This is a genomic window from Micromonospora echinofusca (assembly GCF_900091445.1).
Classification (GTDB): domain Bacteria; phylum Actinomycetota; class Actinomycetes; order Mycobacteriales; family Micromonosporaceae; genus Micromonospora; species Micromonospora echinofusca.
The window spans coordinates 1983371-2008369 of sequence record NZ_LT607733.1; the positions used below are offsets into that span (position 1 = coordinate 1983371).

At 67.9% G+C, this 24999-nt stretch carries 21 protein-coding genes; 8 read left to right on the top strand and 13 right to left on the bottom strand.

What is annotated here, in order from left to right:
- Positions 1 to 88: 88 nt before the first annotated feature.
- The 8 genes from GA0070610_RS09130 to merA form a co-directional block, all read right to left on the bottom strand.
- Positions 89 to 604: a hypothetical protein gene (locus tag GA0070610_RS09130; protein ID WP_088999625.1), complete on the bottom strand. Its 516-nt coding sequence runs from the start codon at positions 602 to 604 to the stop codon at positions 89 to 91.
- An 86-nt stretch (positions 605 to 690) separates the two neighbouring features.
- Complete coding sequence (locus GA0070610_RS09135; RefSeq protein ID WP_088999626.1) at positions 691 to 1401, bottom strand: hypothetical protein; 711 nt, start codon at positions 1399 to 1401, stop codon at positions 691 to 693.
- Positions 1402 to 1560: 159 nt separating this feature from the next.
- Positions 1561 to 3078 (bottom strand): hypothetical protein, encoded by a 1518-nt coding sequence (locus tag GA0070610_RS30420; protein WP_157747100.1) that lies wholly within the window; start codon positions 3076 to 3078, stop codon positions 1561 to 1563.
- A 490-nt stretch (positions 3079 to 3568) separates the two neighbouring features.
- Positions 3569 to 4246, bottom strand: a complete 678-nt coding sequence (locus GA0070610_RS09145; protein ID WP_157747101.1) for a hypothetical protein — start codon at positions 4244 to 4246, stop codon at positions 3569 to 3571.
- 77 nt (positions 4247 to 4323) lie between these two features.
- Entirely contained in the window at positions 4324 to 4971 is a 648-nt protein-coding gene (locus GA0070610_RS09150; RefSeq protein WP_157747102.1) for a hypothetical protein, read from the bottom strand.
- Between the two features lie 1411 nt (positions 4972 to 6382).
- Positions 6383 to 6889: a DUF1440 domain-containing protein gene (locus GA0070610_RS09160; RefSeq protein ID WP_088999630.1), complete on the bottom strand. Its 507-nt coding sequence runs from the start codon at positions 6887 to 6889 to the stop codon at positions 6383 to 6385.
- 57 nt (positions 6890 to 6946) lie between these two features.
- Positions 6947 to 7609 carry an organomercurial lyase gene (gene merB, locus GA0070610_RS09165; protein ID WP_088999631.1) on the bottom strand — a complete coding sequence of 221 codons (663 nt, stop codon included), beginning with the start codon at positions 7607 to 7609 and terminating at the stop codon, positions 6947 to 6949.
- Between the two features lie 20 nt (positions 7610 to 7629).
- Complete coding sequence (merA, locus tag GA0070610_RS09170; RefSeq protein ID WP_172896470.1) at positions 7630 to 9051, bottom strand: mercury(II) reductase; 1422 nt, start codon at positions 9049 to 9051, stop codon at positions 7630 to 7632.
- A gap of 96 nt (positions 9052 to 9147) precedes the next feature.
- On the opposite strand from merA, the gene GA0070610_RS09175 reads away from it, so the two are divergent.
- Positions 9148 to 9528, top strand: a complete 381-nt coding sequence (locus GA0070610_RS09175) for an ArsR/SmtB family transcription factor (protein ID WP_231926005.1) — start codon at positions 9148 to 9150, stop codon at positions 9526 to 9528.
- 507 nt (positions 9529 to 10035) lie between these two features.
- Here the strand turns inward: GA0070610_RS09175 and GA0070610_RS09180 are convergent.
- From GA0070610_RS09180 to GA0070610_RS09190, 3 genes are all read right to left on the bottom strand, one after another.
- Entirely contained in the window at positions 10036 to 10425 is a 390-nt protein-coding gene (locus GA0070610_RS09180) for a hypothetical protein (RefSeq protein ID WP_157747103.1), read from the bottom strand.
- 201 nt (positions 10426 to 10626) lie between these two features.
- Positions 10627 to 11046 (bottom strand): hypothetical protein, encoded by a 420-nt coding sequence (locus GA0070610_RS09185; protein WP_088999633.1) that lies wholly within the window; start codon positions 11044 to 11046, stop codon positions 10627 to 10629.
- Positions 11043 to 11885 carry an IS5 family transposase gene (locus GA0070610_RS09190; RefSeq protein ID WP_088999634.1) on the bottom strand — a complete coding sequence of 281 codons (843 nt, stop codon included), beginning with the start codon at positions 11883 to 11885 and terminating at the stop codon, positions 11043 to 11045. Before GA0070610_RS09190 ends, GA0070610_RS09185 begins: the two co-directional genes overlap by 4 nt.
- Positions 11886 to 12023: 138 nt before the next feature.
- Between GA0070610_RS09190 and GA0070610_RS09195 the strand changes: the two genes are divergently transcribed.
- Positions 12024 to 13225 (top strand): IS3 family transposase gene (locus GA0070610_RS09195; protein WP_392567316.1). Its coding sequence is split into 2 segments (ribosomal slippage): positions 12024 to 12308 and positions 12311 to 13225, totalling 1200 coding nucleotides; the frame shifts between segments, so codons are not numbered across the junction.
- Between the two features lie 474 nt (positions 13226 to 13699).
- A complete protein-coding gene (locus GA0070610_RS09205; protein WP_088999635.1) occupies positions 13700 to 14098 on the top strand; it encodes a hypothetical protein in 399 nt (132 codons plus the stop codon).
- 162 nt (positions 14099 to 14260) lie between these two features.
- Here GA0070610_RS09205 and GA0070610_RS31080 read toward each other — a convergent pair whose 3' ends face one another.
- Positions 14261 to 15910, bottom strand: a complete 1650-nt coding sequence (locus GA0070610_RS31080; protein ID WP_197697811.1) for a hypothetical protein — start codon at positions 15908 to 15910, stop codon at positions 14261 to 14263.
- Positions 15911 to 16584: 674 nt separating this feature from the next.
- Entirely contained in the window at positions 16585 to 16944 is a 360-nt protein-coding gene (locus GA0070610_RS30865; protein ID WP_172896329.1) for a hypothetical protein, read from the bottom strand.
- Here GA0070610_RS30865 and GA0070610_RS09220 point away from each other — a divergent pair.
- The 5 genes from GA0070610_RS09220 (at position 16943) to GA0070610_RS09240 (ending at position 24836) form a co-directional block, all read left to right on the top strand.
- Positions 16943 to 17992, top strand: a complete 1050-nt coding sequence (locus GA0070610_RS09220) for a tyrosine-type recombinase/integrase (protein ID WP_231926007.1) — start codon at positions 16943 to 16945, stop codon at positions 17990 to 17992. The two genes, GA0070610_RS30865 and GA0070610_RS09220, sit on opposite strands and share 2 nt — an antisense overlap.
- A 259-nt stretch (positions 17993 to 18251) precedes the next feature.
- Positions 18252 to 19697, top strand: coding sequence for a DUF3375 domain-containing protein (locus GA0070610_RS09225; RefSeq protein ID WP_089003379.1), 1446 nt, complete (start codon positions 18252 to 18254; stop codon positions 19695 to 19697).
- On the top strand, positions 19694 to 20299 hold the full coding sequence (locus GA0070610_RS09230; RefSeq protein ID WP_088999638.1) for a DUF4194 domain-containing protein: 606 nt from the start codon (positions 19694 to 19696) through the stop codon (positions 20297 to 20299). Before GA0070610_RS09225 ends, GA0070610_RS09230 begins: the two co-directional genes overlap by 4 nt.
- On the top strand, positions 20296 to 23634 hold the full coding sequence (locus GA0070610_RS09235) for an ATP-binding protein (protein ID WP_088999639.1): 3339 nt from the start codon (positions 20296 to 20298) through the stop codon (positions 23632 to 23634). Before GA0070610_RS09230 ends, GA0070610_RS09235 begins: the two co-directional genes overlap by 4 nt.
- A 2-nt stretch (positions 23635 to 23636) precedes the next feature.
- The gene (locus GA0070610_RS09240) at positions 23637 to 24836 is read left to right on the top strand and encodes a Wadjet anti-phage system protein JetD domain-containing protein (protein WP_088999640.1); all 1200 of its coding nucleotides are present in this window, start codon (positions 23637 to 23639) and stop codon (positions 24834 to 24836) included.
- Positions 24837 to 24999: the final 163 nt, after the last annotated feature.

Genomic DNA, 24999 nt, shown 5'->3' on the forward strand with positions numbered 1-24999 from the left:
CTTCCGGTTTCCGGTCCGTCAGGACCGGGCCTGCGACCCGCCGCCGTCCGGCGGCGGCCATGGTGGGCCGCCGCCGAGCGCCGGATGGTTACCGGTCGGTGGTGGGTGGCTTGATCTGTTGTACGCGGTGCAGTTGCTCGATGAGGATTTGAGCGGCGGGCGTGTGCGTCCGGGGATCCCAGATTCGCCGGTAACCGCTCGTCCAGAGCAGCCGCCATATCTGGGCGGCGTGGCCTGGGCGGGCACCTGCCGGGTCGCCGGTGGTTGCGGGTGCGTCTGGTGGCTGGGTGCGGTAGCGGGTCATGGTGCCGGCGAGCATGGGGCATGCGGTCACGCTGTACCGGGCGCACTCGGGGTGCATGGCGGGTTCGGGGGAGATGAGTCGAGACAGGTCGACGTCTCGCATGGCGAAGACGAACGGCGGGGACATCGCGTTGCCGCAGATTTGGCAGATGCGGTCGGTCAGGGCCGCTAGGAGCCGTTCGGCGTCGATGGCTCCGAACCGGTGCCGGCCGTCGGGCATTTGCATGGTAATCCACGGTACGACCAGGCCGCCGATGGTGGGGCGGTGCCGCAGCGTGACGGGAATGGGGATCTCGAGCATGAGGGGTCTTTCTGGCTGGGGTGGTGCCGGCCGGGGCAGCCCGGCCGGCATCGACGGTCGGGAGAGCTGGGGTGGGTGTCGTCGGCCTAGCCAGTGATGTCCGCGCCGAAGCGGCGCAGCATGTCGGCGAGCGGGATCGCTTCGCGGGTGGTGCTGCCGTCGTGGGCGATGCTGAACGCGTGGAAGGCTTCGCCGGTCTGGTGCGGCGTGTACTCGATGTGCTCGACGTGCTGCCCGTGGAAGGCGGCGCGTAGCAGGGCGTGGATGGTGGCGGCGTGGTCCGTGACCGGCGTCGCTCCCGGGGTGGTCCTGCGGTTCAGGGCGCGGATGATGCGCCGCGTTCGTGACGGGGCGCGGGAGGCCGTGTCGGTGACGACGACCGTGACGGAGAAGATGCCGGTGCGGTACACGCGTAGCGCGCAGGTGGCCAGGGTTCCGCCGCCGGTCAAGTAAGTCAGGGTGCCCGTGACTTCGAGGGGCGCCGGTCCGGGGGTCACCGGCACCGTGTGCGCGAAACCGGGCTGGGCGCGGGTGCCCTCCCAGGCTCGATCCGCCTCCAGGTCGGTGCCCAGGGTGTCGGGAATGACGGCATACGGACGCACGGCCTCGATGACGGTGTCCGGGTCGGTGACGCACTCCGCCGCGCCGAGCCAGACGGGCATGGCATCAGGGCTGGTCTCGTCCAGTACGTCGGTGTTGATCACCTGGGCGAAAAAGCTGTGCAACGGGCGGTCCCACCCCACGCGCACGATGTAGCCGCTCCGGTCGGGGAGGGCGTCGAGCTGACGACTGCTCACAAGAAATCTCCTTGGGGTTCGGTGACTGTCCTGGTGGGGTTCGCCGTCCCGTCAGAACTATCCTTACTGTACCCGTTTTCGCGCCGGCCGTCCACTTGGGAAACTCGGAAGGGTGGTGCCGCCCGGGGGAGTCGCGCGTGGCGACTCCCCCGGGTGCTGTCACAGCTTGTTCTGGGTTTTTGGGTCGCCGAGTACGTGTACCTGCTGGCTCAGGATGAGCGGCGCGTCGGCCGGTCCCTTGACGTGGGGGCGGACGTAGGTGCGGCGTCGTAGCGCGCGGCCGGGTCCCCAGGGCTGCTCCCGAAAGAACCCGGACACCCACCATCGGCGGGTGTAGACGCGCGTTGGCGTGTCGCCGCTGGCGTCGCGTCGTGGCTGCTGCTTGCGGCGTAGCCGTACGAGTCGCACGAGGGGGGCGGGCCGGTTGGCGCGCTGGTACGCCTTGCGGGTCGCCTTGTCGGCCGGCTCGTCGGTGATCTCCGCGTCCGGTTGCGTGGTGAGGATCCATGTGGCGATCAGTGAGCACAGCATGAGGCGGGTCTGTTCGCTGGTGGGCGTGTAGGGCTGGCCGAACCGCAGTCGCGCGCCGGTGCTTACCGGGGCCAGCCATCCGATGCGCTCGCGGAGTCCTTGCATTTCGGGTTCGGTGAGTTGCCGGCCCTGCACGAGGACTTCGGCGGGGGTGTAGAAGGTGATCCACACTCCGCCGGGGACCGGTCCCCACTGCGCCGCGATGATCGGCACGGTGATGCCGGTTTGCAGACCGGTCGGTTGGTAGACCGGTGTGTGCCAGATGAGCAGTCCGTCGGGGGCGGGCATCTCCACCGACTCGATGCGTACGTCCGGAAGGTCGCGTGCGGCGTGCGCGGCGAGGGTGGTGAAGTCGGGGTCAATCCAGAAGATCCGCGCGTTCTCGACGTGATTGGCCATGAGCGCGGTGTACTGCCGTAGCGGCTCGGGGTTGCGGGCGTCCACGAGTGCGGCCGGCGCGTCGAGGGGGGCGCCGGGGAACATGTGTCCCGGGACCTTGTACGTCTCACCGTTGGCGAGCAGGTCCAGTAGGTACGTCCGGCCGGAGGTCCGCCAGAATCGCACCAGCCGATCGCGCACCTTCGGCAGCATCTGCGGGCGCAGCGACCGAAATTCAGGCGCGGCGGGGGCGTCGCTGAGGGTGTCGCTGGCGAGGCGGGCTGTGTCGCTGCTCGACAGAGGTCGCCGTACGGGGGTGTCGGGGGTGGCGGCAAAAAGGGCTTGGTGCAGGGGCCGTAGCACCCGTGCGCCTGCCAGGTGGCCATGGTGGCGGCGAGCCCGCTTGTGCGCGCGTCGGGTGAGCCCTTCGGGGTCGCGCTGCTCGACCAGGCGGGCGCAGCCTTCGCATGCGGCCCAACTGTTGCCGAGGTTGTGCATCCGCATGCCAGCCACGTCGGTCGACATCGCTACGTCGAGGTTGCCGAAGGTGAAGGTTGCCACGGGATGCGGCGCGGAGCAGAAGTCGCACATCAATTGCATGTTGGCGAGTTGTGCGAGGGGGACCGGGTCAGGGTCGTGGTCCTGGGGGCTGTGACCGGGGTGGAGGAACGTCCTCTCACCCTGGGCGGTGATGACCGTAAGGGGTGCGCCACACGTCGCGCAGCCGTATCCCTCGATGACTGGCAGGGTGTCGTCATGGATGCCCATGCGTCTCCTTTGGGGGTTTGTGTGTGGTGTGCGGTGGGGGTTCGCCATCCCCTCCGAACAGTTCTTACTATACCCGGTCCTGTGTCCGCTGGCTACCTATGTCCGTCCTGTTCGGACGTGAGAATTTATGATCTTGGTGGGTTGCGGCCGGCGGCTACGCCGACCAGCTCGCGGCGTGCGGGCGTGGCGCGTCCCCCACTTCTTTCGGCGGTGGGGGCGAGTTCACTCGTCCCGCGGCGCGCGCAGTGGAGGTCAAGTTCGGGTGCGGGGTTTCGAGGAAAAGATCATGCGGGGTGTGCATGATGTTTTGCGAGCCGCGCCCGGACTTGACCGGAGCGAGCACGTCGCTAGCCTGTTGGGCCCCCACCGAAGGAGAAGGGGTTTTGGCAGTGCGGCCGGAGGCCGCTTCCGGTTTCCGGTCCGTCAGGACCGGGCCAGCGACCTGACAGCACCCGACGAGCGGTGCCGGGTTCGAGTCTGAGGCGGGAGGCTATCGGCGCTGCCCTGTTTGATCGAGGATCGTCCAGAGCGTCGCGCGCTTCCACTTGCGGCGGTGGCGGCCTTTCGGACCGGCGGTGTCTTCGTCTGCTTGGCGAAGCACGTCGTCGGGTAGAGCGGTCGGGTGGTTGTATCCCAGCACGCGTGCGGCTTCAGCGGCGCCGACGAGTTCGTCGGGATCGCCGGAGCGGTCTGGGTGGCCCTGGGGAGTCGCCCGGGGGCGTCCGGTGTGTGGCGCGCCTTGGCCGGTGCGGCTGTCGGCGATCTCCCACACGGTGCGGCGCTTCCAGCGGCGGCGCTTGCGGCCGGTGGGAGTGAGGGATTCGTCGTCGACGCGCTCAAGCAGGAGTGGCCAGATCCGATTGCGCCCTTGCAGGGAGTCGACGCTTTGATAGCCGAGCATGCGCGCGACGGTGGTGGTGTTGACGAGTTCGTCGGGATCGCCGCTGCGGTCCACGGCGACGCTGGCGGCGCGTCGGGCCTTGTCCCGGGGTAGTTGGAAGGCGGCAATGTCGTCGGCGAGCCACCTGGTGCCGTCGACGCGCTCGGGGAAGCCGTTGGTGGCCCGTTCGCCGTAGAGGCGGTCCAAGTGGCTGACGGAGATGCCGAGCATCGCCGCAGCCTGGGTACGACCTACGTGGCTGCTGCCGTGGGCATCGCGGGTGGGCATGCGCCGATGATGCCGTATTGGTTGGTGGGGCGGCCGTGGGGGATGGGCGAGCCGTTCGAAACGGGCGTTGATCATGTTTATTGCTTCGCTGGTCGCTGATTGGTGTGTCGTAGGATGGCAGGCACGTGCTCGGCGTATGGGCCTTTGGGGGCCTGTGTGGCGTCGGCACCAGGCGGCCGGGGGGAGTTCGCCAAACTAACCCCCCGGCCGTTGCCCTGTCCGCCATTGGCACGGCGGTGCGAGCGTTGACGGCGCAGGATCCGGCGATGTCCGCCGGTGGCGTACTGGTCCGACGGGCTGCTGGTGGTGACGCGAAGGTAGTGGCGGGCGGCTCGGGCGAGTAGGCCGTACTGCGTGTCCCATCGCGCGATTACCCGCCCGCTCGGCAGGTGCCGCGCCACGTACTCGCGTCGCAGTGCGTCCCACCCGCCGACGCACACGGAGGTCGACTCGGCGACCAGCTCCCAGCGATCGCCTTCGGCTGAGGCGACGTGGGCGTAGCGCTCGCGGGCCAGCGACCAGCGGTCATTCTCGGCTTTGAGGATCAGGCCGTTCTCGGCGCCGTCGCGGAACAGGTGCTGCTGGCCGGCGCAGTCGCGGATCATCACCACGTCTGCCTGCGCGTCGAGTGGCTGGGGTCGCGTTGCGTGGCACTGCCAGTGACCACAGAGCGGTAGATGACGCGCCGTCGCGCGTTCGGAATCGGTGAGGGGGGTGGGCGGCATGGCTAACTCCTTGGGGCTGGCGTGTGGGCTCTGATGAAGGTTCGCCCTCTCCATCAGAAGAGCTACTACTATGCCCGTTTTGAAGGTTCTTGTCTAGGTCAGAGCGTCGTTCGTTGGGCGGCGGGCGTGCTCGGTGGTGGTGGGCGATCACAGCAGGGCGGACGGCGGAGCTGGCAGGCCGACGCGGCTGGTTGCGAGCGTAGCGAGCGGCCGGGTCGGCCGTTGTCTGCGGGAGCAACGGTCTGGACCAGTGCGGGCCGAGGCAATATCTGGGTTGAGGACAGTCGGAGGGATCGCGGGCCGCCTGGGCGGCAGATCGCCAGGACGAGCTGCATCGATGGTCACGGTGGGTCGGAGGGGCCTGGTTGCGACGGCGCAATAAGTTGCAGGGGATCGATGGCTTTTGGGTACGGCAGGCTGGTAGCCCGAGATGGGCCGTGGAACCTCGATGCAGCCGCCAGGCGTAGGTGTGCTTCGTCGTGGTGAGGGGGCGCGGTCGGTGAGGCCGTAGCAGAGGCGGCAATCGGTGTCAACGTTTAGCGGTCGGGCTCGAAGCCTGGGCTGTCGTAGTGCTGCCAGGCGTGGTGGTGGCGCCAGCGTTGGCACCAGCCATCGACTTTTCGGTTGGTGTTGGTGGCGAGGGTCACGGCTGGTGCCCGGTGGTGAGGCGGTGGCGCAGCTCGGACAGGGGGAGTCGGTGGCGTTGCCGTTGGCGTTGTTCGGTGAGGATGGCGACGTCGCCGAGTTGTTCGCGTAGCTGGTTTTCGGCTGCTTCGGCGGCGGCGTAGTGGTCAGGCAGGACGTGCAGCAGTCGCGCCCAGTGGCTTTTGCCGGCGCGGACGCATGCTCCGCCGCAGCTATTGTGTGGCAGGCCAAGGTCGTACAGCCGCGGTGGGCGCAGTCCGAGTTGACGGGCCCAGGCCAACAGGTCGTCTTTGTTCAGGTGCGGTGGTTCCAGCAGAGGAAAGCGGACCTCCAGGGGTTCCAGCCGGTGGCGATGGCGGACGCGCGGCGGTGGTCGCGGGGCGAGGCGTCAAGGCCGACGTACAGGGTGGTGGAGGCGGGGTCGGCGTGGGCGTCGAGCCACTGCCGGCAGGGCCGGATTTTCAGTGTGACGCTGCAGGGAGCGATGCGACTGTTGCCGAGGTAGCGGACGTCGTGGAAGAGCTGCCAGGGTGTGCGGCCGTCGGCTACGCGGGTGATGGGGACGCCGAGTTGGGCGCTGCTGTCGTTGAGCCAGCGATACAGGTCGGGGTCCTCGGTCAGAACGTCTGCAAGTTTGCCGCGGGTTCGCGAATTCTGAAGGCTTCCGTGCGGGAACTTGCGGGTGCGCCGGTCGGATGTGGTGTAGTCCGGGTGCGGGTTCGCGGGATCTCGGTCCGGAGGGTAGAGGTTCTGCCCGGTTTCCTGTTCAGGGGCGGCGGCGGGTCAGCGCCCATGCGGTTTCGGTCACGGCGGCTAGGGCGAGGCCGTAGGCGAGGTGGGCGACGAATCCGCGTAGGTGGGTGGCGATGGGGGTAGACCCGGTTGGGGCGGAGAATCGTAGCGCTGGGGTGATGCCTTCGTCGACGATGAGGGACATGGCCGCGCCGGAGGCCAGGCCGGCCAGCACCGGGTTGAGGCGGGTGGTGCGGCGTAGCAGGGTGTAGACCGGTGCCCAGCTGATCGCCAGCCCGTAGTGGAAGGCCATCCCCGCCCGCTGCCGCGCCGTGCCGTGAAGGTCGACGCCGAGCAGGCGGAGGGTCATGGCGACGGCGATCTCGTAGGGCAGGCCGGGGCGGGCGGCGTCTTCCCGCTTGCGGTCGGCGTCGGATTCGAGCTGGTAGAGCGTCATGCTGATCGGGTCCATCACTTTGGTCGCCGCGTAGCCGGCGGCCGGGGCGACGGCCAGGTCCTTGATCGTCTCGGTGAGCCTCATGGTGCGGTCTCCTTCGGTAGTGGGCGCGGTGCCGCTGGTATGCGGCCTCGCCGTTGACTATCCGGGGAGGTCGTGATCGTGCAGGAGTGCGCCGAATTCGGCGGTGCCGCAGGCGATCGCCTGCGTACGGTCGAGCAGGGTGCCGGTCAGGTGGGGGTGGTGGGCGGCCCAGGCGTGGGCGGTGGTGTCGGTGGTGAAGAAGTTGATGTAGCCGCAGGTGCGTTCGGCCGAGGGGGCGCAGCAGTCGCCGGCCGCGGCGGCGTACACGACGGTGGTGGCTGGCTGCCAGGTGGCCTGCTCGCCGTCGACGTGGACGACGATGTGGTGGCCGGTGGCGGGTTCGCTGCTGGTGATGGTGATCGGCTGGCCGAGCATGGCGGAGGTGCCGAGGGCGTCGATGGCGCACATGGCGAACACGCCGGTTCCGTCGGCGAGGGTCAGTCTGTGCGGGGTAGCGTTGGTGGAGAAGGGGTAGGCGGCGGTGAGGTCGCCGCGCGGGTCGCGCACGATCAGGTCGACGTCGGTGAGTTCGTCCAGTACTGCGTCGGGGTTCACCCCGGCGGCGTGGGCGATGCGGGCGAGGTCGGCGTGGGCGGGTGGCTGGCCGGTGTGCGCGTAGGTGGTCAGGATCGTGCGGTGGACCAGTCGGGCGGGTTGGCTGAGCTGGGCCGCGCGGTCGCCCTTGTTGAGGTTGAGGTTCTGGCTGTCCTGTGCGGTCATTGTGGTCTCCCAGTGGGGGGTCAGGAGGCGCAGCAGGACAGCTTCGCCACGTCGCGGGTGAAGGTCTGGGCGGCGAGTTTCAGGCCTTCGGCCATGGTGAGGTAGGGGCACCAGGTGTCGGCCATCTGCGCCACGGTCATGCCCGCTTGCACCGCGTAGACCGCGGCGGCGATCACGTCGCCGGCGTTGTCGGCCAGCACGTGCACCCCCCGGATGCGGCCGCTGCCACGCTCGGCGACGATCTTGACAAGGCCGCGGGTGTCGCGGTTGACGATCGCCCGTGGCACGAAGTCCAGGGGCAGCACGCGGCATTCGCAGTCCAGGCCCTGCTCGGCGGCTTGGGCGTCGGTGAGCCCGACGGCGGCGATCGCCGGGGTGGTGAAGATGACCCGCGGCAGGTGGGTGTAGTCCATGCTGCGGCCGGCGTTGTCGAAGGCGTTGTCGACGATCAGGGTGCCGTGCGCGCCCGCCACGTACACGAACTGCGGATGGCCCGTGACGTCGCCGGCGGCCCAGATCCGCCGGTTGCTGCTGCGCAGCCGCTCGTCGACGATGATCTCGCCCCGCCGGCCGACCGTGACCCCCACCTGGTCCAGGTTCAGGTCTTGAGTAAGCGGGCGGCGGCCGGTGGCGACCAGCAGCCGCTCCGCGGCCAACTCGATCGTGCCGTGACCGGTGGTGAGGGTGAGCGAGTAGCCGGCGTCGCCGCGGGCGACGGCGGTGACGGTGGCGCCGGTGTGCACGGTGATGCCCTCGTCGGCGAACACGCCCTCGATGGCCGTCGAGATCTCCGGCTCCTCGAACGGTGCCAGCCGGTCCACGGTCTCCACCACGGTCACCCGGGTGCCGAGGCGAGCGAACAGCTGCGCCTGTTCCAGGCCGATCGCGTTGCCGCCGATGACGATCATCGACTCTGGAAGCCGGTCGAGGTCCATCGCCGTGGTGGAGGTCAGGTAGCCGGCGTCGGCGAGCCCGGCGATCGGCGGCACCCACGGCGTGGACCCGGTGGCCACCACGTACTGCGCGGCCTCGATCGTGCGGGTGCCCCCGTCGGCCTGTTCCACCGCCAGGCGCGGTTGGTCAGGGTCGCCGGTGAACCGGGCCGTGCCGGGCAGGATCTGCCAGCCGTACTCGGCGGCCAGATCCACGTACTTGTCCGCGCGCATCGTCTCGACCATGCCGCGTTTGCCGTCGATCAGCGCCGCGAAGTCCACTACCGGTTCTGCCGGCCGCAGACCGGGGAACCGGCCCGCGGCAAGCGCGGTGTGTCGGGCGTCGGCCGCGGCCAGGAGCGCCTTCGACGGCACACAGCCGGTGTTCACGCACGCGCCGCCGACCGTGCCCTTCTCGACTATCACCACCGACAGGTCACGTCGTCGGGCGGCGATGGCCGCCGCGAAGGCCCCACCACCGGAACCCACGATCGCCAGGTCGTACGCCATGGCCCTGTCCTCCGCCCCGCTCAGCCGAGCCCTGTTACCCAGATGGGAAGATGCTACGCTCCCATCCTGGTATCCGGATGAATAGGGGATTGGTTGGTGGGTCAGGATTCCCGCGATCGGATCACGTTGCTGCCCAGCGAGGCAGGCGGGGTGGAGATGGTCGCCAAGTTCTTCCGCGCCCTGGGTGACCCGACGCGGCTGCGGCTGCTGGAGTTCCTGCTCCACGGCGAGCACACCGTCGGCGAGTGCGTCTCACACGTCGGACTGGCCCAGGGCCGGGTCTCTACCCACCTGGCCTGCCTGGCCGACTGCGGCTACGTCACCGCCCGCCGCGACGGCCGGCGTACCTTCTACACCGTCACCGACCCCCGCGTCGCCGACCTGATCTTGCAGGCCCGCTCGCTGGCCGCCGACAACGCCGCCGCCCTGGCCGCCTGCATACGCATCACCCCCAGCTCCGAAGAAAGCACCCGATGACGACACGCGACAGATCCTCGGTCGCCCCGACGGCCGCAGCCGCTGGTGGCGTGGCCGCCATGGCCGCGTGCTGCACGACCCACATGCTCATCCTGGCCGGAGTTCTCGGCGGGATCGGCGGGTTCGCCCAGGGCGGTATCGCCCTCGGCGTCGGTGCCGTGGTCGCCGCCGTGGCATGGCCAGCGGCAATCACCCTGCGCCGCCGGTCAAGCCAGTCGACTGCCTGCTGCCCCGCAGCTTCCGACGACCTGAACCGGTCCACCACGCTCACGGCCGGACCGGGCGCCTCGTCAGCCCGGTCAGCGTGACGTGCCGGATCAGCGCCATCCGATTGTTCTCAGGGAAGACCCGAAGCTGCGCCAGCCCCTCGAGAAGGCATCCCGGCCCTCGCGCCGAACGACCGGGGCCAGGCCGGCGTAGGCGGCCAGGTGGCCCAGGGTGGGAGACTGGGTGCGTCGCCGACGTCGAGCAGGATGCAGGCGGCGGTCCTGACGCCGATGCCGGGCATCAAGACCTACAGGGGTCAGTGCGTAGGAGTCGGCGTGCGGCGTCGGCGTATCGCATGGCGGTTCGTTCGCCGATGCCGAAGACGGCCGTCAGGTGCAGCGCGTCGGGGCCGTGGTTGAGGGCCTCCTCGAGCTGCCGGTCCATGCTGATCTGCTTGAGGGTTACGTTCAGGCCCTTCAGCGGCTTGTTCAGCCACCCTTCGCTGACCGGTCGTAGGTCGTGGCCGGTTTGCTCGCTGAGGAATAGGTGCCGGTTGAGGGTGTGGGGCCAGCGCCGTTGCCGGTCGGCAAGGTGCTGAGCGATCAGCGCGGCGGTGAGGTCGTCGATGCGGCGGGTGTGGCCGTTGATGGTGATTCGCCGGCTGGGTAGGTCGACGTCGTCGAGCATCATGCGGCGTAGCGTGATCGGGCGTGCGGCGTGGATGGCCGTCAGGGCGAGGACCAGGCGGTGCGCCGATGTGGTGCAGGCTTGGACGGCTTGGGCTAGTAGTGCGTCGGAAAGCGGCATGGGCAGGGTCGGCCTGAGAGGGTGGTTCGGAAGGGCATGTCCGGTTGTGGGTTTGGCCGCGGGGTAGAGGTCCTGCCCGTGGGGCTATGCGGCTGGCGGTGGCGAGGCGAGGGTGAACAGGCCGGCCTCGGGTTCGGTCAGGATCTGGCGGGCGACGAGGCGTTTGAGCTTGGCGCGGAGATTCTCGGTGTCCTTGGTGGTGGTGTCGGTGCCGAGGGCGTGGCAGATGTCCTTGGCGCGCATCGGTGCGGTGGCGGAGTGGAACACGGCGAGGATCTGCTGGTAAGCGGGGCTGGCGACGGTCGCGTCTGTGGGTGCCGCCGGGTCGGCGTGGCCGGTCAGGCTGAGCAGCGTCTTGCGGGTGATGGCGAGTTCGGCCAGCTCGGTCTCGGCTGTGGTGAGCTGGTCGGTGAGGGTGGCGATCTGCTCGCGGAGCCGCTCTGCGGTGATGCCGGCGGCGGTCTCGCGTTCGGTGAGCAGGTCCAGCAGCGGCGGTCGGGTCACCGTTGGTGGCCCGGGTCGCGCCAGGACGCGGTGGTGGTGCCGGTCAACCGGCGGACCAGGTTCGCCGTCGAGGCCCACCATGTGCGTGACACCGCCGAGGCGGGTCGGCTCTCGTACTCGCGGACCAGACGGCGGTGCAGCATCAGCGTGCCATTGGTCTGCTCCACCACCCACCGGCGTGCGATCGGCACGAACCCGGCGGCCGTGTCGGTGCGCTTGACCTGTTCGACGTCGATACCGTTCACCGCTCCGTGGATCTGCACGTCGTCTTTGAACCCGGCGTCGACCCATGCCTTGGTCACCGTCGGGGTGTGGGCCACGACGTTGTCCAGCAGTCGTACGCCGATCGCGTTGTCGGTGACCGACGCGGCGGTGACCACCACCGCGATGATCAACCCTAGGGCGTCCACCGCGAGGCCCCGTTTACGGCCCGGGACCTTTTTCGCGGCGTCCTTGCCGGTCGTGGCGGCCGGGACGTGGTTGGCGGCCCGGATCGACTGGGTGTCCAGCACCACCGCGGTCGGGTCCTCCCGCCGGCCGGCCCGCTCCCTCGCCTGGCAGCGCAACAGATCATGAATCACTTGGTCCGTGCCGTCATCGCGCCACAGGGCGAAGTAGTAGTAGGTGGCCGACTTCGGGGGCAGGTCGTGCGGCAGGTACGCCCACTGACAACCGGTCCGATTCTGGTAGAAGATCGAATTCACGATCTCCCGCAACTCGTAGCGGCCCTGATGCCCCGACACCGACGGATGCCGGTCTTTCCACGCCTGCAGGAACGGTCCGACCACCGCCCACTGGTCGTCGGTCAGGTCACTCGGGTACGCCGCACGCTCGCCCATGATCGACCCAACGCGATGGAGACCTCACCGGTTACGACCATCGCTCGCATTCACACACTGAGCCAAGCCCACAATGGGCAAAGGCTACCGAACCACCCTCTGAGACTGGATGTTGGTCCAGAGGAAGGGGTGTCCCCGTTGGGGCGTCCATCGAAGTACACGGAAGAGTTCCGGCGTGACGCGGTTGATTTGGTTCGCTCGTCGCGGCGGCCGATCAATCAGGTGGCCCGTGAGCTGGGGATGAGTCACGAGACGCTGCGCAACTGGGTCCGCGCCGCTGAACGCCAAATCCAGACGGGTTCGGGGGCCTCGGGCGAGGCGCTGTCGGTGGCTGACAAGGACGCCGAGATCGCTCGGCTGCGGCGTGAGGTCGCGGAGTTGCGGCAGGAGAAGGAGATCCTGCGTAAGGCAGCCGCCTATTTCGCGAAGGAGATGGATCGGTGACCGGCCGCTTCCGGTTCATCTCCGCCCACCGTGCCGTGTTCGGCGTCAAGCGGCTGTGTCGGGTCCTGGCGGTGTCCCGCTCGGGGTTCTATCGCTGGAGCGCCAGCGAGCCCGCTCGGCAGGCTCGCGCCGCCGGTGAGGCCGCCCTCGCCGAGCAGATCAGGGCCATCCACGCCGGCTCCGGCGGCACCTACGGCTCCCCGCGGGTGACCGTCGAGCTGCACCACCAGGGCGTGCGGGTCAACCGCAAGCGGGTCGAGCGGATCATGCGCCAACGCGACGTGGTGGGCCGGCACCTGCGCCGCCGCAAACGGACCACCATCGCCGACCCGGCCGTCCCGCCGGTGCCGGACCTGATCGGCCGGGACTTCACCGCCACCGCACCGGATCAGCGGTGGTGCGGCGATATCACCTACCTACGCGTCGGTGATGGCTGGCTGTATCTGGCCACGGTCATCGACATCGCCACCCGCCGGCTGATCGGCTGGTCGATCAACACCCACATGCGCACCGGCCTGATCATCGACGCCTTGGCCGCCGCGGTCGCCGCCCGCGGCGGCCGGGTCGACGGCGTGGTCTTCCACTCCGACAGGGGCGCCCAATACGGCAGCGGCGATTTCGCCGACGTCTGCCAACGGCACGGCATCCGCCGCTCGATGGGGCGGATCGGCTCGTCGTACGACAACGCCCTGGCCGAGGCGTTCTTCGCCACCCTCAAACGTGAACTCGACGTCGACCGCCGCACCTGGACCAGCGAAGCCGACGCCCGCCGCGACGTGTTCCGGTGGATCGCCTTCTACAACCACCGACGCCGCCACTCCGCACTCGACTACCTCAGCCCCGCCGACTACGAACAGACCCTCACACCGACTACGCTGCACCAGATCGCGGCATAACCCGGTGTCCACATCCCGGGGGGAACCTCAAGACAACACCAACATCGTCACGTGCCGCCAGGCGTTCGCGGGGCCTCGGCGGCGATGCGCGCTCATGCCACCAACAAGGCGGGCGTTGACCGTCAGCGCCCGTCACTGTCCGTGTGCCTACCCGCTCGGGACTCGTTGCGGTTGTTCTCGCCAGCGGAGTACAGCCCGCTGCCGGGGTGGGGGATGCCTCGGTAGGCGGGCGAGGGCTTCCCGACCGCCGGGCACGTCGTGGACTATCTGCGGGCCTACGAGCAGCGGTACGACCTGCGGGTGTGCAGGCCGCTTCGGGTTCCGCGTGGCGCGATCGGGCGGGCTTGTGTAGCAGCCGACCGCGAGTGCTCGGTGAAGATCACTTGCCAGCTTGCGTCGGAGCTGCGTTTCAGACTACTTGGTTTACGCTTCGATCTGCGCTAAGGTCTTGCCGACGCGAGCGGAGGATGATGTATGGCCACGATTGAGGTTGACGACGGCACCAAGCGAACCGTGTCCTTCGCCGCGCGGATGGCGAACGTCACGGAAGGTGAGATCGTGCGCCGGCTGATCGCCGATAGCTCCTTGGCTGGCGAAGAGCCAACCGAAAGAGAGAACGGCGTACCGATTTACGCCGACTACGAGGGGCACCGGACGCGAGCACTGTATTTCGCACCAGCCCGAGTTCAGATCGTCGACGGCCCACTCAAGGGCAAGTCCTTCAAGACTCCCACCGGCGCGGCCCGCGCGATTGTTCGCCACTACAACCCGAGGGTGAACGACAACCGCAACGGCTGGAGCTTCTGGCAGATCGACAACGGCGGCCCTCGAGTCTGGCTCCAGTCGATCCGCCCAACGAACGCGGACGACTGATCGCCTGGTCAACATTGTCAAACGATCGCCTGCAGCCGCGCCGCGCCCGTCTGTGGCGTACGTCAACGTGAGGCCTGCCGATGGTGGGCTTCACCCAGGATTGAAGGGGCACCCACCGACGGGTTCGGTCGCTGCCCCTCTTCCTTTTCTCTGGCGAGAGTGCTATCGGTGCCTAGGTTCGAGCAGTTCGACGACCGACAGGCCGGTCTCCCCGTCGACCAACTGAAGAGCCAGCTCTGCCCGGGCGGCCAGGTCGAGCGGGTGAATGCCCTCGGTTAGGGCCGCATGGGCCAGCCGGTCGAGCCCGGCACCGACCAGCGGCGCGCCGATGCGCAAGGCTGCCTGCAGCGCCACCCCCTTGGTCGACCCCCCATGCAGCACGATGTTGCGGGTCCGGTACAACCTCCGCAGCGCGATCTTGAAGGTAGTGACCGCTTTGTTCAGCTCGGCGCGGGGTTCGGCGACCAAACGGACCATCCGCTCGACGGCGGCCATGTCGCTGTGGCGCTGCAGCTTGCGTCCAGACAGGTAGGGCAGCGCCGTTCTGGCGATCATGCCATCGGCCACCGCCCGGGCACGCTCGATGTTGGTCGTGCACGACGTCAGGGCCGTGCTGAGCGTGTCCGGCTGGGGCGGATCGTGGCGGTGGGCCAACGCGGTTAGCTCGGCTCGGGGCCACGAGCAGGCGATGATCGCGGCGAGCCGGTCGGCGGCGACGGCCTTGCCGGAGCGCTCCTCCTCCTGCGGATCGTCGGGGTGGGTCAGCAGCGACTCCACAGCGGCCCAGCCGCCGGCGACCGCCGGGCCGAGCGCGCCTTGGTTGAGTGGTGCCGCCAGTTCCAGCGCGTCGTCGATCAGGCTGCGTTCGCCGTCAACGCGGTAGAGGTGGCCTTCGTGTACGAGCGCGAGGATGTTGGCTCCGCGCGCCGGGGTGAGCAGCGGTATCGGTTCGGAGTGGCCGTCGACCCAGATGGACGGGGCGGCGGTGATGCCGCTGCGGTTGCTTCGCTGGAACGACGAGCGGGCCACCATCCGTTCCACAAGCTGGCGGGCATGGTCGGCAGCGCCGTAGGCGTCTAACGCTCTGACCTCGTATCGAAAGCCACCGCCGGCGCGAAGACCGCGGGTGGTGAAGCCACGCGCTTTGAGCCATTCGATGACCTGCCCTTTGGTCATCCAGTTCGGTTGCTGTTCCGCTAGCGGCCGCTCTGGTGCGGCCAGCAGCACCACAACGACGTCGAAAGACCGCTTGGGCGCGCGTGCCAGTGTGGCAGCGGCTTCGATGACCTCGATCGCCGTGGCCTGGCCGGCATTGAGCTCGTTAGCCCAGACCGCGAGGTGGTTTGCGTCGTATCCCAGGTCTAGCAGGTGCCCGGCGACCGTCCGTGCGAGCCGCTCGGGCTTGGGTCGCTCGGCGAGGTTCTTGGCGACCGCGGCGGCCCACCGGTCGACGTAGCCGGGACGGGCGTGCTCGATGAGCTCTTTGAGACGTCGCCGGGCCGGGCTCGGGTCGGGCAGCGGCGCATTGAGTAGGGCTGTCAGCTCCTTGCGCAGCTCTTTTTCGCCGAGGCCGACGTCGGGGCCGACAACCGCGCGCAGCTGGTTGCGCTGCCAGTCGCACGCCGTGGCAGAGAGCACCTTCTGCGCCGCCCAAGCGCTAGCCTCCCATAACTCCTCCAAGGCCAGCAACGAGCCGACGTCCCACAGCCGCCGCGGCCAGGGGGTGCCGTCAATTGTGAAGAAGTCGATCATTCGGGCGATCACGTGCCGGTCGTAGGTCGAGGTGGCTGCCGGCGCGGTGGGCGTGGTCACGTATGTACGGTAGTGGGAGACCCCCGACAGCCGCCGTCCCGGCGGTGGCCGGCCAGGTCGTGTATTGTTTTTGGCAGACACAGAGGGGCACCCGCCGTAAGGCTACTGCCCCTCTTTTTTATGCCCTGATGTCTGCTTTCGCCTGTTGTGGGCTCGCGTGGGCCCCCTCGGCCCACGCCGCTGCGGCGATCCGCCGGACCCAGACCCGCACGTGATCTGCTGTTCTCCGGGATTGGTCTGCACACCCCCGCCTCGCTGCACTGCGGCACCGCTGGCGACGTGCACGACCAGCGGCAACGCATCCTCGATGCCGCCTGGCAAGCCCACCGGACCGGTTCACCCGCCGCCCCCGACCCGGGCCCTGCCCGACACCGTGTGGTTCAACAAACCAGCAGCTCTACAGAACACCTGACCACGAAAATGTCTCACTTGACTTGTGTCAGGTACCGCTCAGCGGATCCGCGCGAAAGCGGTACGCGTCGTCGGCCACCGATGGCTCCCGGCCGTCGGGAACGACGAGGCCCAGGATGCCGTCTCCCGTTGTCACCGCCATGACACGACCTTCCCTCCGACCGGGCGGTGAGCAGCTTGTCTCTCCGCTGGTTCCTGCCGCCCTGCCCGCTCGTCCGCGTCCCCGTCCTGTATCGATGCCGGCACTACCCGCCCGAGTTCAACTACCGGCGGCCGTCAATCCCGCTGAACTTCTGCTGGGGACGGCCCTCCCATCCCGCTGTGGCCGAGTGGCCGCGCAGCACATCCTGCGCGCGCTGGGCTGGCAGCCGGGACATCACCTCGACATCCAGCCGCACCGAGGGGTGCTCATCATCGCCTCGGCCGGCGATGGTCGGCACAAGGTGGGTAGCCGAGGGCAGCTGCCACTGCCGGCGTATGCGCGACGTATGTGCCGGATCGAGCAGGGCCAGCCGGTGCTGCTGGCCGCTCTTGTCATCCATGACCTGATCGTTGTGCACCCGATCGGCGCCGTCGCTCGGCTGCTCACCGATCTGCATGTCGAGGTGGCAGGAGGCGGCCATGTCTGCTGACCCTGCCACTGTTGCCGCAGCCCGCCAGGTCCTCGCGCATCTCGGTGTCACCCTGGCCGACCTCCAGTCCAACGCCGGCATGTCACTCTCGCTGCCGACGGTCGCCGAGTCCCTGCCTCGCGTCCTTGCGGCGGCGGGCCCGGGTGCGAGACGTACGTACGGCACGTACTGGGAGCGGATGGCCGCAGCGTGGGGTGATTGGCCTCTAAACCACGTCGCAGCGAGCGACATCGAGGCGATGAAACAGCAGATGATCGCCAGGGCCCGGCCGCGGCGTAACAGCCGCAGCGGCCGGCACGCTGGCGAGCATGTCATCGCCGCCGCCCGCGCCTTCTACTCCCGGGCTATCGCTGATGGCCTGATCGACGCCTCGGCCAGTCCCGCCCACCGCGTCGCCAAACCCCGCCGCCTCCCGAGCACACGCCGCGCCTTGACGCCACACGAACTGGAAGAGATCAACGCGGTGGCGCGGACCAGCGGCAACGACGTCATCCTCGACGCCCTCCTGCTGCGCCTGCACACCGAAAGCGCCTGCCGGCGCGGCGGTGCCCTCGCACTGCGGCTTTTCGACCTGGATCGCGCCAACGGGCTCGTGCGCCTGGCAGAGAAAGGCACCGTGCGGTGGCAGCCGATCAGCCTCGACCTCGCCGAGCATCTGCACGAACGCGCCCGCGTCCGCGGCGCCGTTCTCCCCACCGACCGCTTGTTGCGCTACCGCGACGGCCAGCCGATCAGCAGCCGCCGCTACGACAACCTGTGGAAACGCATCGGCGAGCGCCTGCCCTGGGCCGCCGCGCAGGGCATCTCCACCCACTGGCTGCGCCACACCACCCTCACCTGGGTGAAACGCCACTTCGGCTACGGAGTAGCCCGCGCCTACGCCGGGCATACAGACAGCCCAGGATCTTCCACCACCACCTACATCAAGGCCGACCTCCAAGACGTCGCTGACGCCCTGTCGGCGATGACCGGACAGCCGCACCCACTCGTCACGACGTGCGAGACCTCCAACGGGCCGGCGACAGGAACCTTGCCCTGACCGGCCAATCTGGCTTGCCCCCGGCGGCGCGGTGGGGGAGTGGCTCCCCATCGCGCCGCAGCACGGCACGGCAGGTTAAGGATTGCGGGTTGGGCGACAACAACACCAGAGCGCGTCCCTCCATGGATCGGTTGGTGGCGCTTCACCGCATGGCCTTGCGGCGGCCGACGGACAGCAAATGATCACATCGTGCGATGGCTTCGTCGCACTGTGCGGGTAGCCTGACGCCGGCCGAGCGAACCCGAGAGGGAAGATGCCCGTGGAGTACGACGAAATCGATTGGTTGCGCCGCCAGGACCCTGCATGGCGGCTGCTCCGTGCCGACCATGCACCGCTGGTGCTGCGGTTCCTCGGCCAGGTGTTCGTCGACGACAACGTCAGGTCAATCTCGGGGGATCGGCTCGCTGAGCGTCTCGACGACCTGCTGTTCGCGCTGAATGACCAGTACGGCGAGGGGACGTTCCCGAAGAGCGCCCGTGCCTACCTCGGTGACTGGGTAGACGCGGGCTGGCTACGCCGGTACTACCCGCCGGACTCCGACGAGGTTCACTTCGACGCGACCCCGGCCGTGGAACGCGCGCTGGCATGGGTACGCAGCCTGCAGGCACGCGAATTCGTGGGAACAGAGTCCCGCCTCAACATCGCCGTGGACCTGCTACGGCAGATGGCCTTCGGCGCGGAGACCGACCCTGACGCACGCCTTGAGGTTCTGCAGCGACGCCGTGCGGAGGTCGACGCGGAGATTACTCGGGTCCGCGCCGGTGACTTCACCGTGCTTGATGACGCCGCCCAGCGCGACCGCTATCAGCAGTTCGTGGCGACGGCGCGGAGCCTGCTCGGGGATCTGCGCGAGGTGGAGGACAACTTTCGGGCCCTCGATCGGCGGGTGCGTGAGCGGATCGCGGCGTGGCAGGGATCCAAGGGCGAACTGCTCGATGAGATCGTCGGTAGTCGGCAGGCCATTTCCGGGTCCGATCAGGGCCGCAGCTTCGACGCGTTTTACGACTTCCTGCTCTCGCTACGCCGCCAGGAGGAGTTCAGCGATCTGCTGGAACGGGTGCAGGCCCTCGACGCCATCGGCCATGCAGACCCTCGAATGAACCGAGTGCAGTACGACTGGCTGGAGGCAGCCGGCCGGACACAAGCCACCGTGCGACTGTTGTCGGAGCAGCTTCGTCGGTTCCTTGACGATCAGGCGTGGCTGGAAAACCGCCGGGTTATGGACGTTCTCCGCAGCATTGAGGCACGCGCACTCGCTCTACGAGATGCGGACACGTCTGGAGTGAGGGCGTCACTGGACGACACTCGGGTCGAGGTCGTGCTGCCAATGGAGCGACCGCTGTACCAACCCCGTGCTCGGCACGCCGTCAACAGCACCAGCACCGCCGACCCTGAAGTCGAGGTTGACATGTCAGCGCTGTTCCAGCAGGTGTATGTCGACCCCGCGCGTCTGGTCGCGGCAGTGTGCGACGTGCTTCGCGGAGCATCGCAGGCGTCGCTGCGGGACGTCATCGGCGCTCACCCACCGACTGAAGGGCTCGCCGAGCTGGTGGGCTACCTGTCCCTGAATGACGCCTCGTTCGAGGTGGTGTTCAACGAGTCACGCCGCGAGTCGATCACCTGGACCGATTCCGAGGGCAACCGCCGTACCGTCACCACCCCGGCGGTGACGTTCGTCCGGGCGGGGGAGGGGAGTGGCCAATGACCGTGCCGGATACACGTAGTGAGCCGTCGCTGTCCGTGGCGGTAACGCAGCTCATGAAGGGTGTGGTCTACCGAGACACTCATGCGGCGGCGTGGCAGCATTTGGCGGCGCTGCAGCCCCAAGTCCGTGATTACGTCGCTGTGCTCGGGTTGGTCGTCGTCATCGACGAGTCTGAGGGATACGCCTATCTGAAATCCCGGCCGGAGGATCCCGATCTCCCGCCTGTGCCGCGGCTGGTGCCGCGTCGGTCCCTGTCGTTCCACGTCAGCCTGTTGCTCGCCCTACTGCGCCGCAAGCTGGCCGAGGCCGATGCCAGTGGTGCGGATCCCCGGCTCGTGCTGACCCGCCGCCAGATCATCGACATGCTGACGGTATTCATGCCTCCTGGCGCCAACGACGCCCGCCTGGTCGACCAGATCGACGCTCACCTGACGAAGGTCGTCGAGCTGGGATTCCTACGCCGGACGAAGGACAAGGAACCCAGCTTCGAGGTGCGCCGCATCCTCAAGGCGTTCGTCGATGCCCAGTGGCTGGCGGACTTCGACTCCCGCCTTGCGGAGTACGCCGCCGAACTCACCGAAGGCGAGGAAGACGCCGCATGACCCGCCACGGCTACCGCCTGCACCGGTTGGAAGTCCGCAACTGGGGCACCTTTGATCAGCGGGTCTGGACCTTCCACCTCGACGGAGCCGACAGCCTCCTCACCGGCGACATCGGCTCCGGCAAGTCCACCCTTGTCGACGCAGTAACGACGCTGCTGCTACCCGCCAACAAGATCTCTTACAACAAGGCGGCCGGAGCGGAGACCCGCGAGCGGTCGCTGCGCTCCTACGTTCTCGGCTACTACAAATCCGAGAGCAATGACGCCACCGGCACCTCCAAGCCGGTCGGATTGCGCAGCGGCAGTTGCTTCTCGGTGATCCTCGGCGTCTTCGCTGACGAGACGCAAGGAACGACAGTCACCCTCGCCCAAGTGTTCTGGCTCAACGACGCCAACACCGGCCAACCCGAGCGCTTCTACGTCACCGCCGGCACCTCCCTGTCGATCAGCGAAGACTTCCTCGACTTCGGCACGGAGATCTCCCAACTACGTCGACGGCTACGCCAACGCGGAGCCAAGATCGCCGATCACTTCCCCGAGTACGGCCAAGACTTCCGCCGGAGACTCGGCATCGCCTCCGAGCAGGCAATGGACCTGTTCCACCAGACCGTATCGATGAAGGCAGTCGGCAACCTCAACGACTTCGTCCGCAGCCACATGCTCGAACCCTTCGACGCCGCATCGGTGATCCGCCAGCTCATCGACCACTTCGACGACCTCAACCGAGCTCATGACGCGGTCCTTCGCGCCCGAGAACAGATCGCCGGGCTCACCCCGATACTCGCGGCCTGCGACGCGCACGACCAGCACGGCCAAACGCTGCAAACCCTCGACGCACAATGCGCCGCCCTGCCGCACCTCGTCGCCCGCCGCAGCGCCGACCTCCTTGACGCACAGATCACGAACCTGACCGACCAGCTCACCACAAACCGGACACTGCTCGGTCGGGTCGACGGGGAAATCGGAGCCCTGGAAGAAGCACACCGTCGCGCCGACCTCGCACGAGAGGGCCTCGGCGGCGGACGCATCAGGGAACTCGAGCGCCAAATCAAAGAACTCTCCGCAACCCGCGACCTACGCAGGGGCCGCATGACAGGCCTGAACGCCCTGCTCGACGCAGTCGGACTCGCCCGCGTCGCCGACGCCACCACCTTCGCGAACCGCCAGATGGCAGTCGCCGAGGAAATCCAGCGATACGACATCGCGATCGCCGACCTTCACACCGCCGCCACCGACGCAGGTGTCCATGTCCGTGACCTGGAAAAGGACGCAGCCGAGATCAACGCCGAGCTGCGCAGCCTCAGCGGCCGACCGAGCAACATCCCACGCCACAACCTCGCCCTGCGGCAACGACTGTGCGCTGGCCTCGACCTACCCGAAACCGAACTCCCCTTCGTCGGCGAACTCGTCCAAGTCCGCGCCGAACATGCCGAGTGGGAAGGCGCCGGCGAACGCGTCCTACGAGGCTTCGCGCTGTCGCTGCTCGTCCCCGACGAGCACTACCGGGCAGTTGCCGACTGGGTCGACGGACACCATCTGGACGGCCGACTCGTCTACTACCGGGTACCAGCCGCCGTGCCCAAGACCGTCGAGACGCCGCAGCTCAACGCCGGCCTCCAACTGTTTGACACCCTCGACCTCAAAGACTCACCGTTCACCCCGTGGCTGCAACGGGAACTTCGGCACCGCGCGGCACACCAATGCGTCACCACCATGGTCGACTTCCGACGCGCTCCCAAGGCGATCACCCGCACCGGCCAGCTCAAGGACCCCAACGGGCGCCACGAGAAAGACGACCGCAGACGCATCGACGACCGCAGCCAATACGTCCTTGGCTGGTCCAACGAGTCGAAGATCCACGCCCTCGTCGAACAGGGCCAACGAATCGACCGACTCCTAGACGCTGCCCGCAAGACCGAAAGGGAGCTCGCCAGCAAGATCAAAGCCCGAAGCCAGCGGCTGGGCGAACTCCACAAGATCACTGTCTACCAGGACTTCGCCGACCTCGACTGGGAAGCAGCCACCCACACGATAGAACGCCTGCAGGACGAGAAACGTCGCATCGAGTCCGGCACCCAAGGTATCGCCGAACTCACCGCCGAACTGGACCGCCTCACGCAACTGCTGCAGGCCGCGAGACACCGTCGTGACGAGCACAGCAACAAGATCGCCATCACCGAGAACGCGTTGAAAGCAGCCGAGTCTCGCCGCCAAGAGGCCGACGAGCTTCTCGACGCCCCACGTCATCAAGTGGCAAGTGCCCACTTCCCGCAGCTCATGACGCTCATCCCGGCCCAACCGGCCACGCCCGAGGGCTGGGACCGCCTCCGCGAATCACTCATGGCGACACTCGCGCGCCAGCGGGACGACACCATCAAGAAGCAGAACCAGGAGAGCAACAAGGCGGTCAGCCTGATGGCGGCCTTCCGCAGCACCTACCCCCTGGAGACCGCCGAGATGGACGCCTCGCTCGCGGCCGCCGCCGAGTACCGCACCATGCACCAGCGCCTCATCCACGATGACCTACCTCGCTTCGAAGCCGAGTTCAAGACCTACCTCAACACCAACGCCATCCGCGACATCGCTACCTTCCACTCCCAGCTGCGCCAACAGGCCGCCCTCATCAAGAACCGCATCGCTACGATCAACGAATCCCTCGTCGGGATCGACTACAACCCAGGCCGCTACATCCGGCTCGACGGCAATCCGAGCCCGAACGTGGAGGTCCGCGAGTTCCGAACCGAGCTGCGCGCCTGCACGGACGACGCCCTCGGCCACGATGACTCCGAGCAATACTCGGAACGCAAATTCCTCCAGGTCAAAGCGCTCATCGAGCGCTTCCGCGGCCGGGAAGGCCAGACAGAGACCGACCGCGCCTGGACCAGACGCGTCACCGACGTCCGCAACTGGTTCACCTTCACAGCCACCGAGCGCTGGCGAGACGACGACACCGAATACGAGACCTACGCCGACTCCGGAGGCAAGTCCGGAGGGCAGAAAGAGAAGCTCGCCTACACCATCCTCGCCGCGTCCCTCGCCTACCAGTTCCGTCTCGACGCCGAGACCACCGGCACATTCCGGTTCGTCGTCATCGACGAAGCCTTCGGCCGCGGCTCCGACGACTCCACCCGCTTCGCCCTCGCCCTGTTCCAGCGTCTCGGCCTGCAACTGCTGATCGTCACACCCCTGCAGAAGATCCACGTCATCGAGCCATACGTATCCGCAGTCGGCTTCGTCGACAACCCCACCGACAACTTCTCCCGCCTGCAGACCCTGACCATCGACGAATACCACCGCCGGCGACAGGCCCACACCGGCGCCGACCCGGAGGCATAACTATGCCGCGCAGCCGCAGCAGCCAACGAGCCTCATGGACCACCATCGAGGACGCCATCGCCGTCTTGCGACGCCGCTGGGAACGCGGCGACTTCCTCCGCGACGTTGCCCAAGGCACACCGCCAACACCGGTCGCCGTGCTGCTGAAAGGACCGACCGCCGGGGAAACCGCCGACAACTTCGGGGATGTCCAACAGTGGGCCACCCGCTGGCGCGAAGTCGACGGCCGATCCGTGCGTGTCGAGTACCGCAGCGTAGGCGGCCGGCTCATCGGTACCAACCAGCTCCCACACAAGGCATGGATAGACACCCCAGACCTCCTCTGGCGAACGCTCGGCGTCCAGGCCCAGGTCGACCGCTATCAAACCCTCCTCGACCTAACCCGCACCGTCTCACCCCCGATAGCCGCGTGGGCCGCCGAGCGCCCAATGAAGCTCCTCACCCACGAACAGGACTGGATTCGCCTGCTCGACACGGTCGCGTGGATCGACCATCACGCCGATCCCGCCACCTATCTGCGGCAGATCGACGTCCGCGACGTCGACACCAAGTTCGTCGAGACCCGCCGCAGCATCCTCGCCGAGCTACTCGACCGACACCTCCCCGCTGATCGAGTCAACGTCGCTCACCCGCCGTCAGCCTTCGCTGAACGTTACGGACTACGACCCAAGCCTCTGCTCGTTCGAATCCGCTTCCTCGACAACCACCACCGCCCCGTGCCGTACAGCGACCTCACGGTCCGCGTGAGCGAACTGGCTACCACACCCCTGCCTGTGGCGACCGTCTATGTCGTCGAGAACGAAACCACCTTCCTCGCCTTTCCGCCTATCCACGACGCTGCCGTGATCTTGGGCGGCGGCTACGCCGTCGCGAAACTTGAGCCCCTGACATGGCTCCGCGACCGCGACCTCGTCTACTGGGGCGACATCGACACGCACGGCTTCGCCATTCTCGATCGACTCCGCGCCGCCTTCTCACACACACGCTCAACTCTCATGGACCGCGAGACCCTGCTCGCCCACCGCGCACACTGGGGTCGCGAACCGACCCCCACCCGCCGATCACTTCCGCAGCTTACGGAACAAGAGCGGGCACTTGTTGACGACCTCGTCAATGACACATTCGCTCCGTCTCTTCGGCTAGAGCAGGAACACATCCGGTATACAGTGATAAGCGATGCCCTCAAGGCTTCGGCCGATTGACGTCCGGACAGTTCCCGGGTCTCGGGAGCCTCCTGCCCGGTGCGGCCGAGAAAGAGTTCAATCTTGACTGGGGGCGCTTCCGTCGTTCGCTACTGTCGGCGGCAGTAAGTCAGCAGCCCTGAGGGCCAGCCGTTCACCGGCGGGGCAGGCCTTGTTGGCCCGC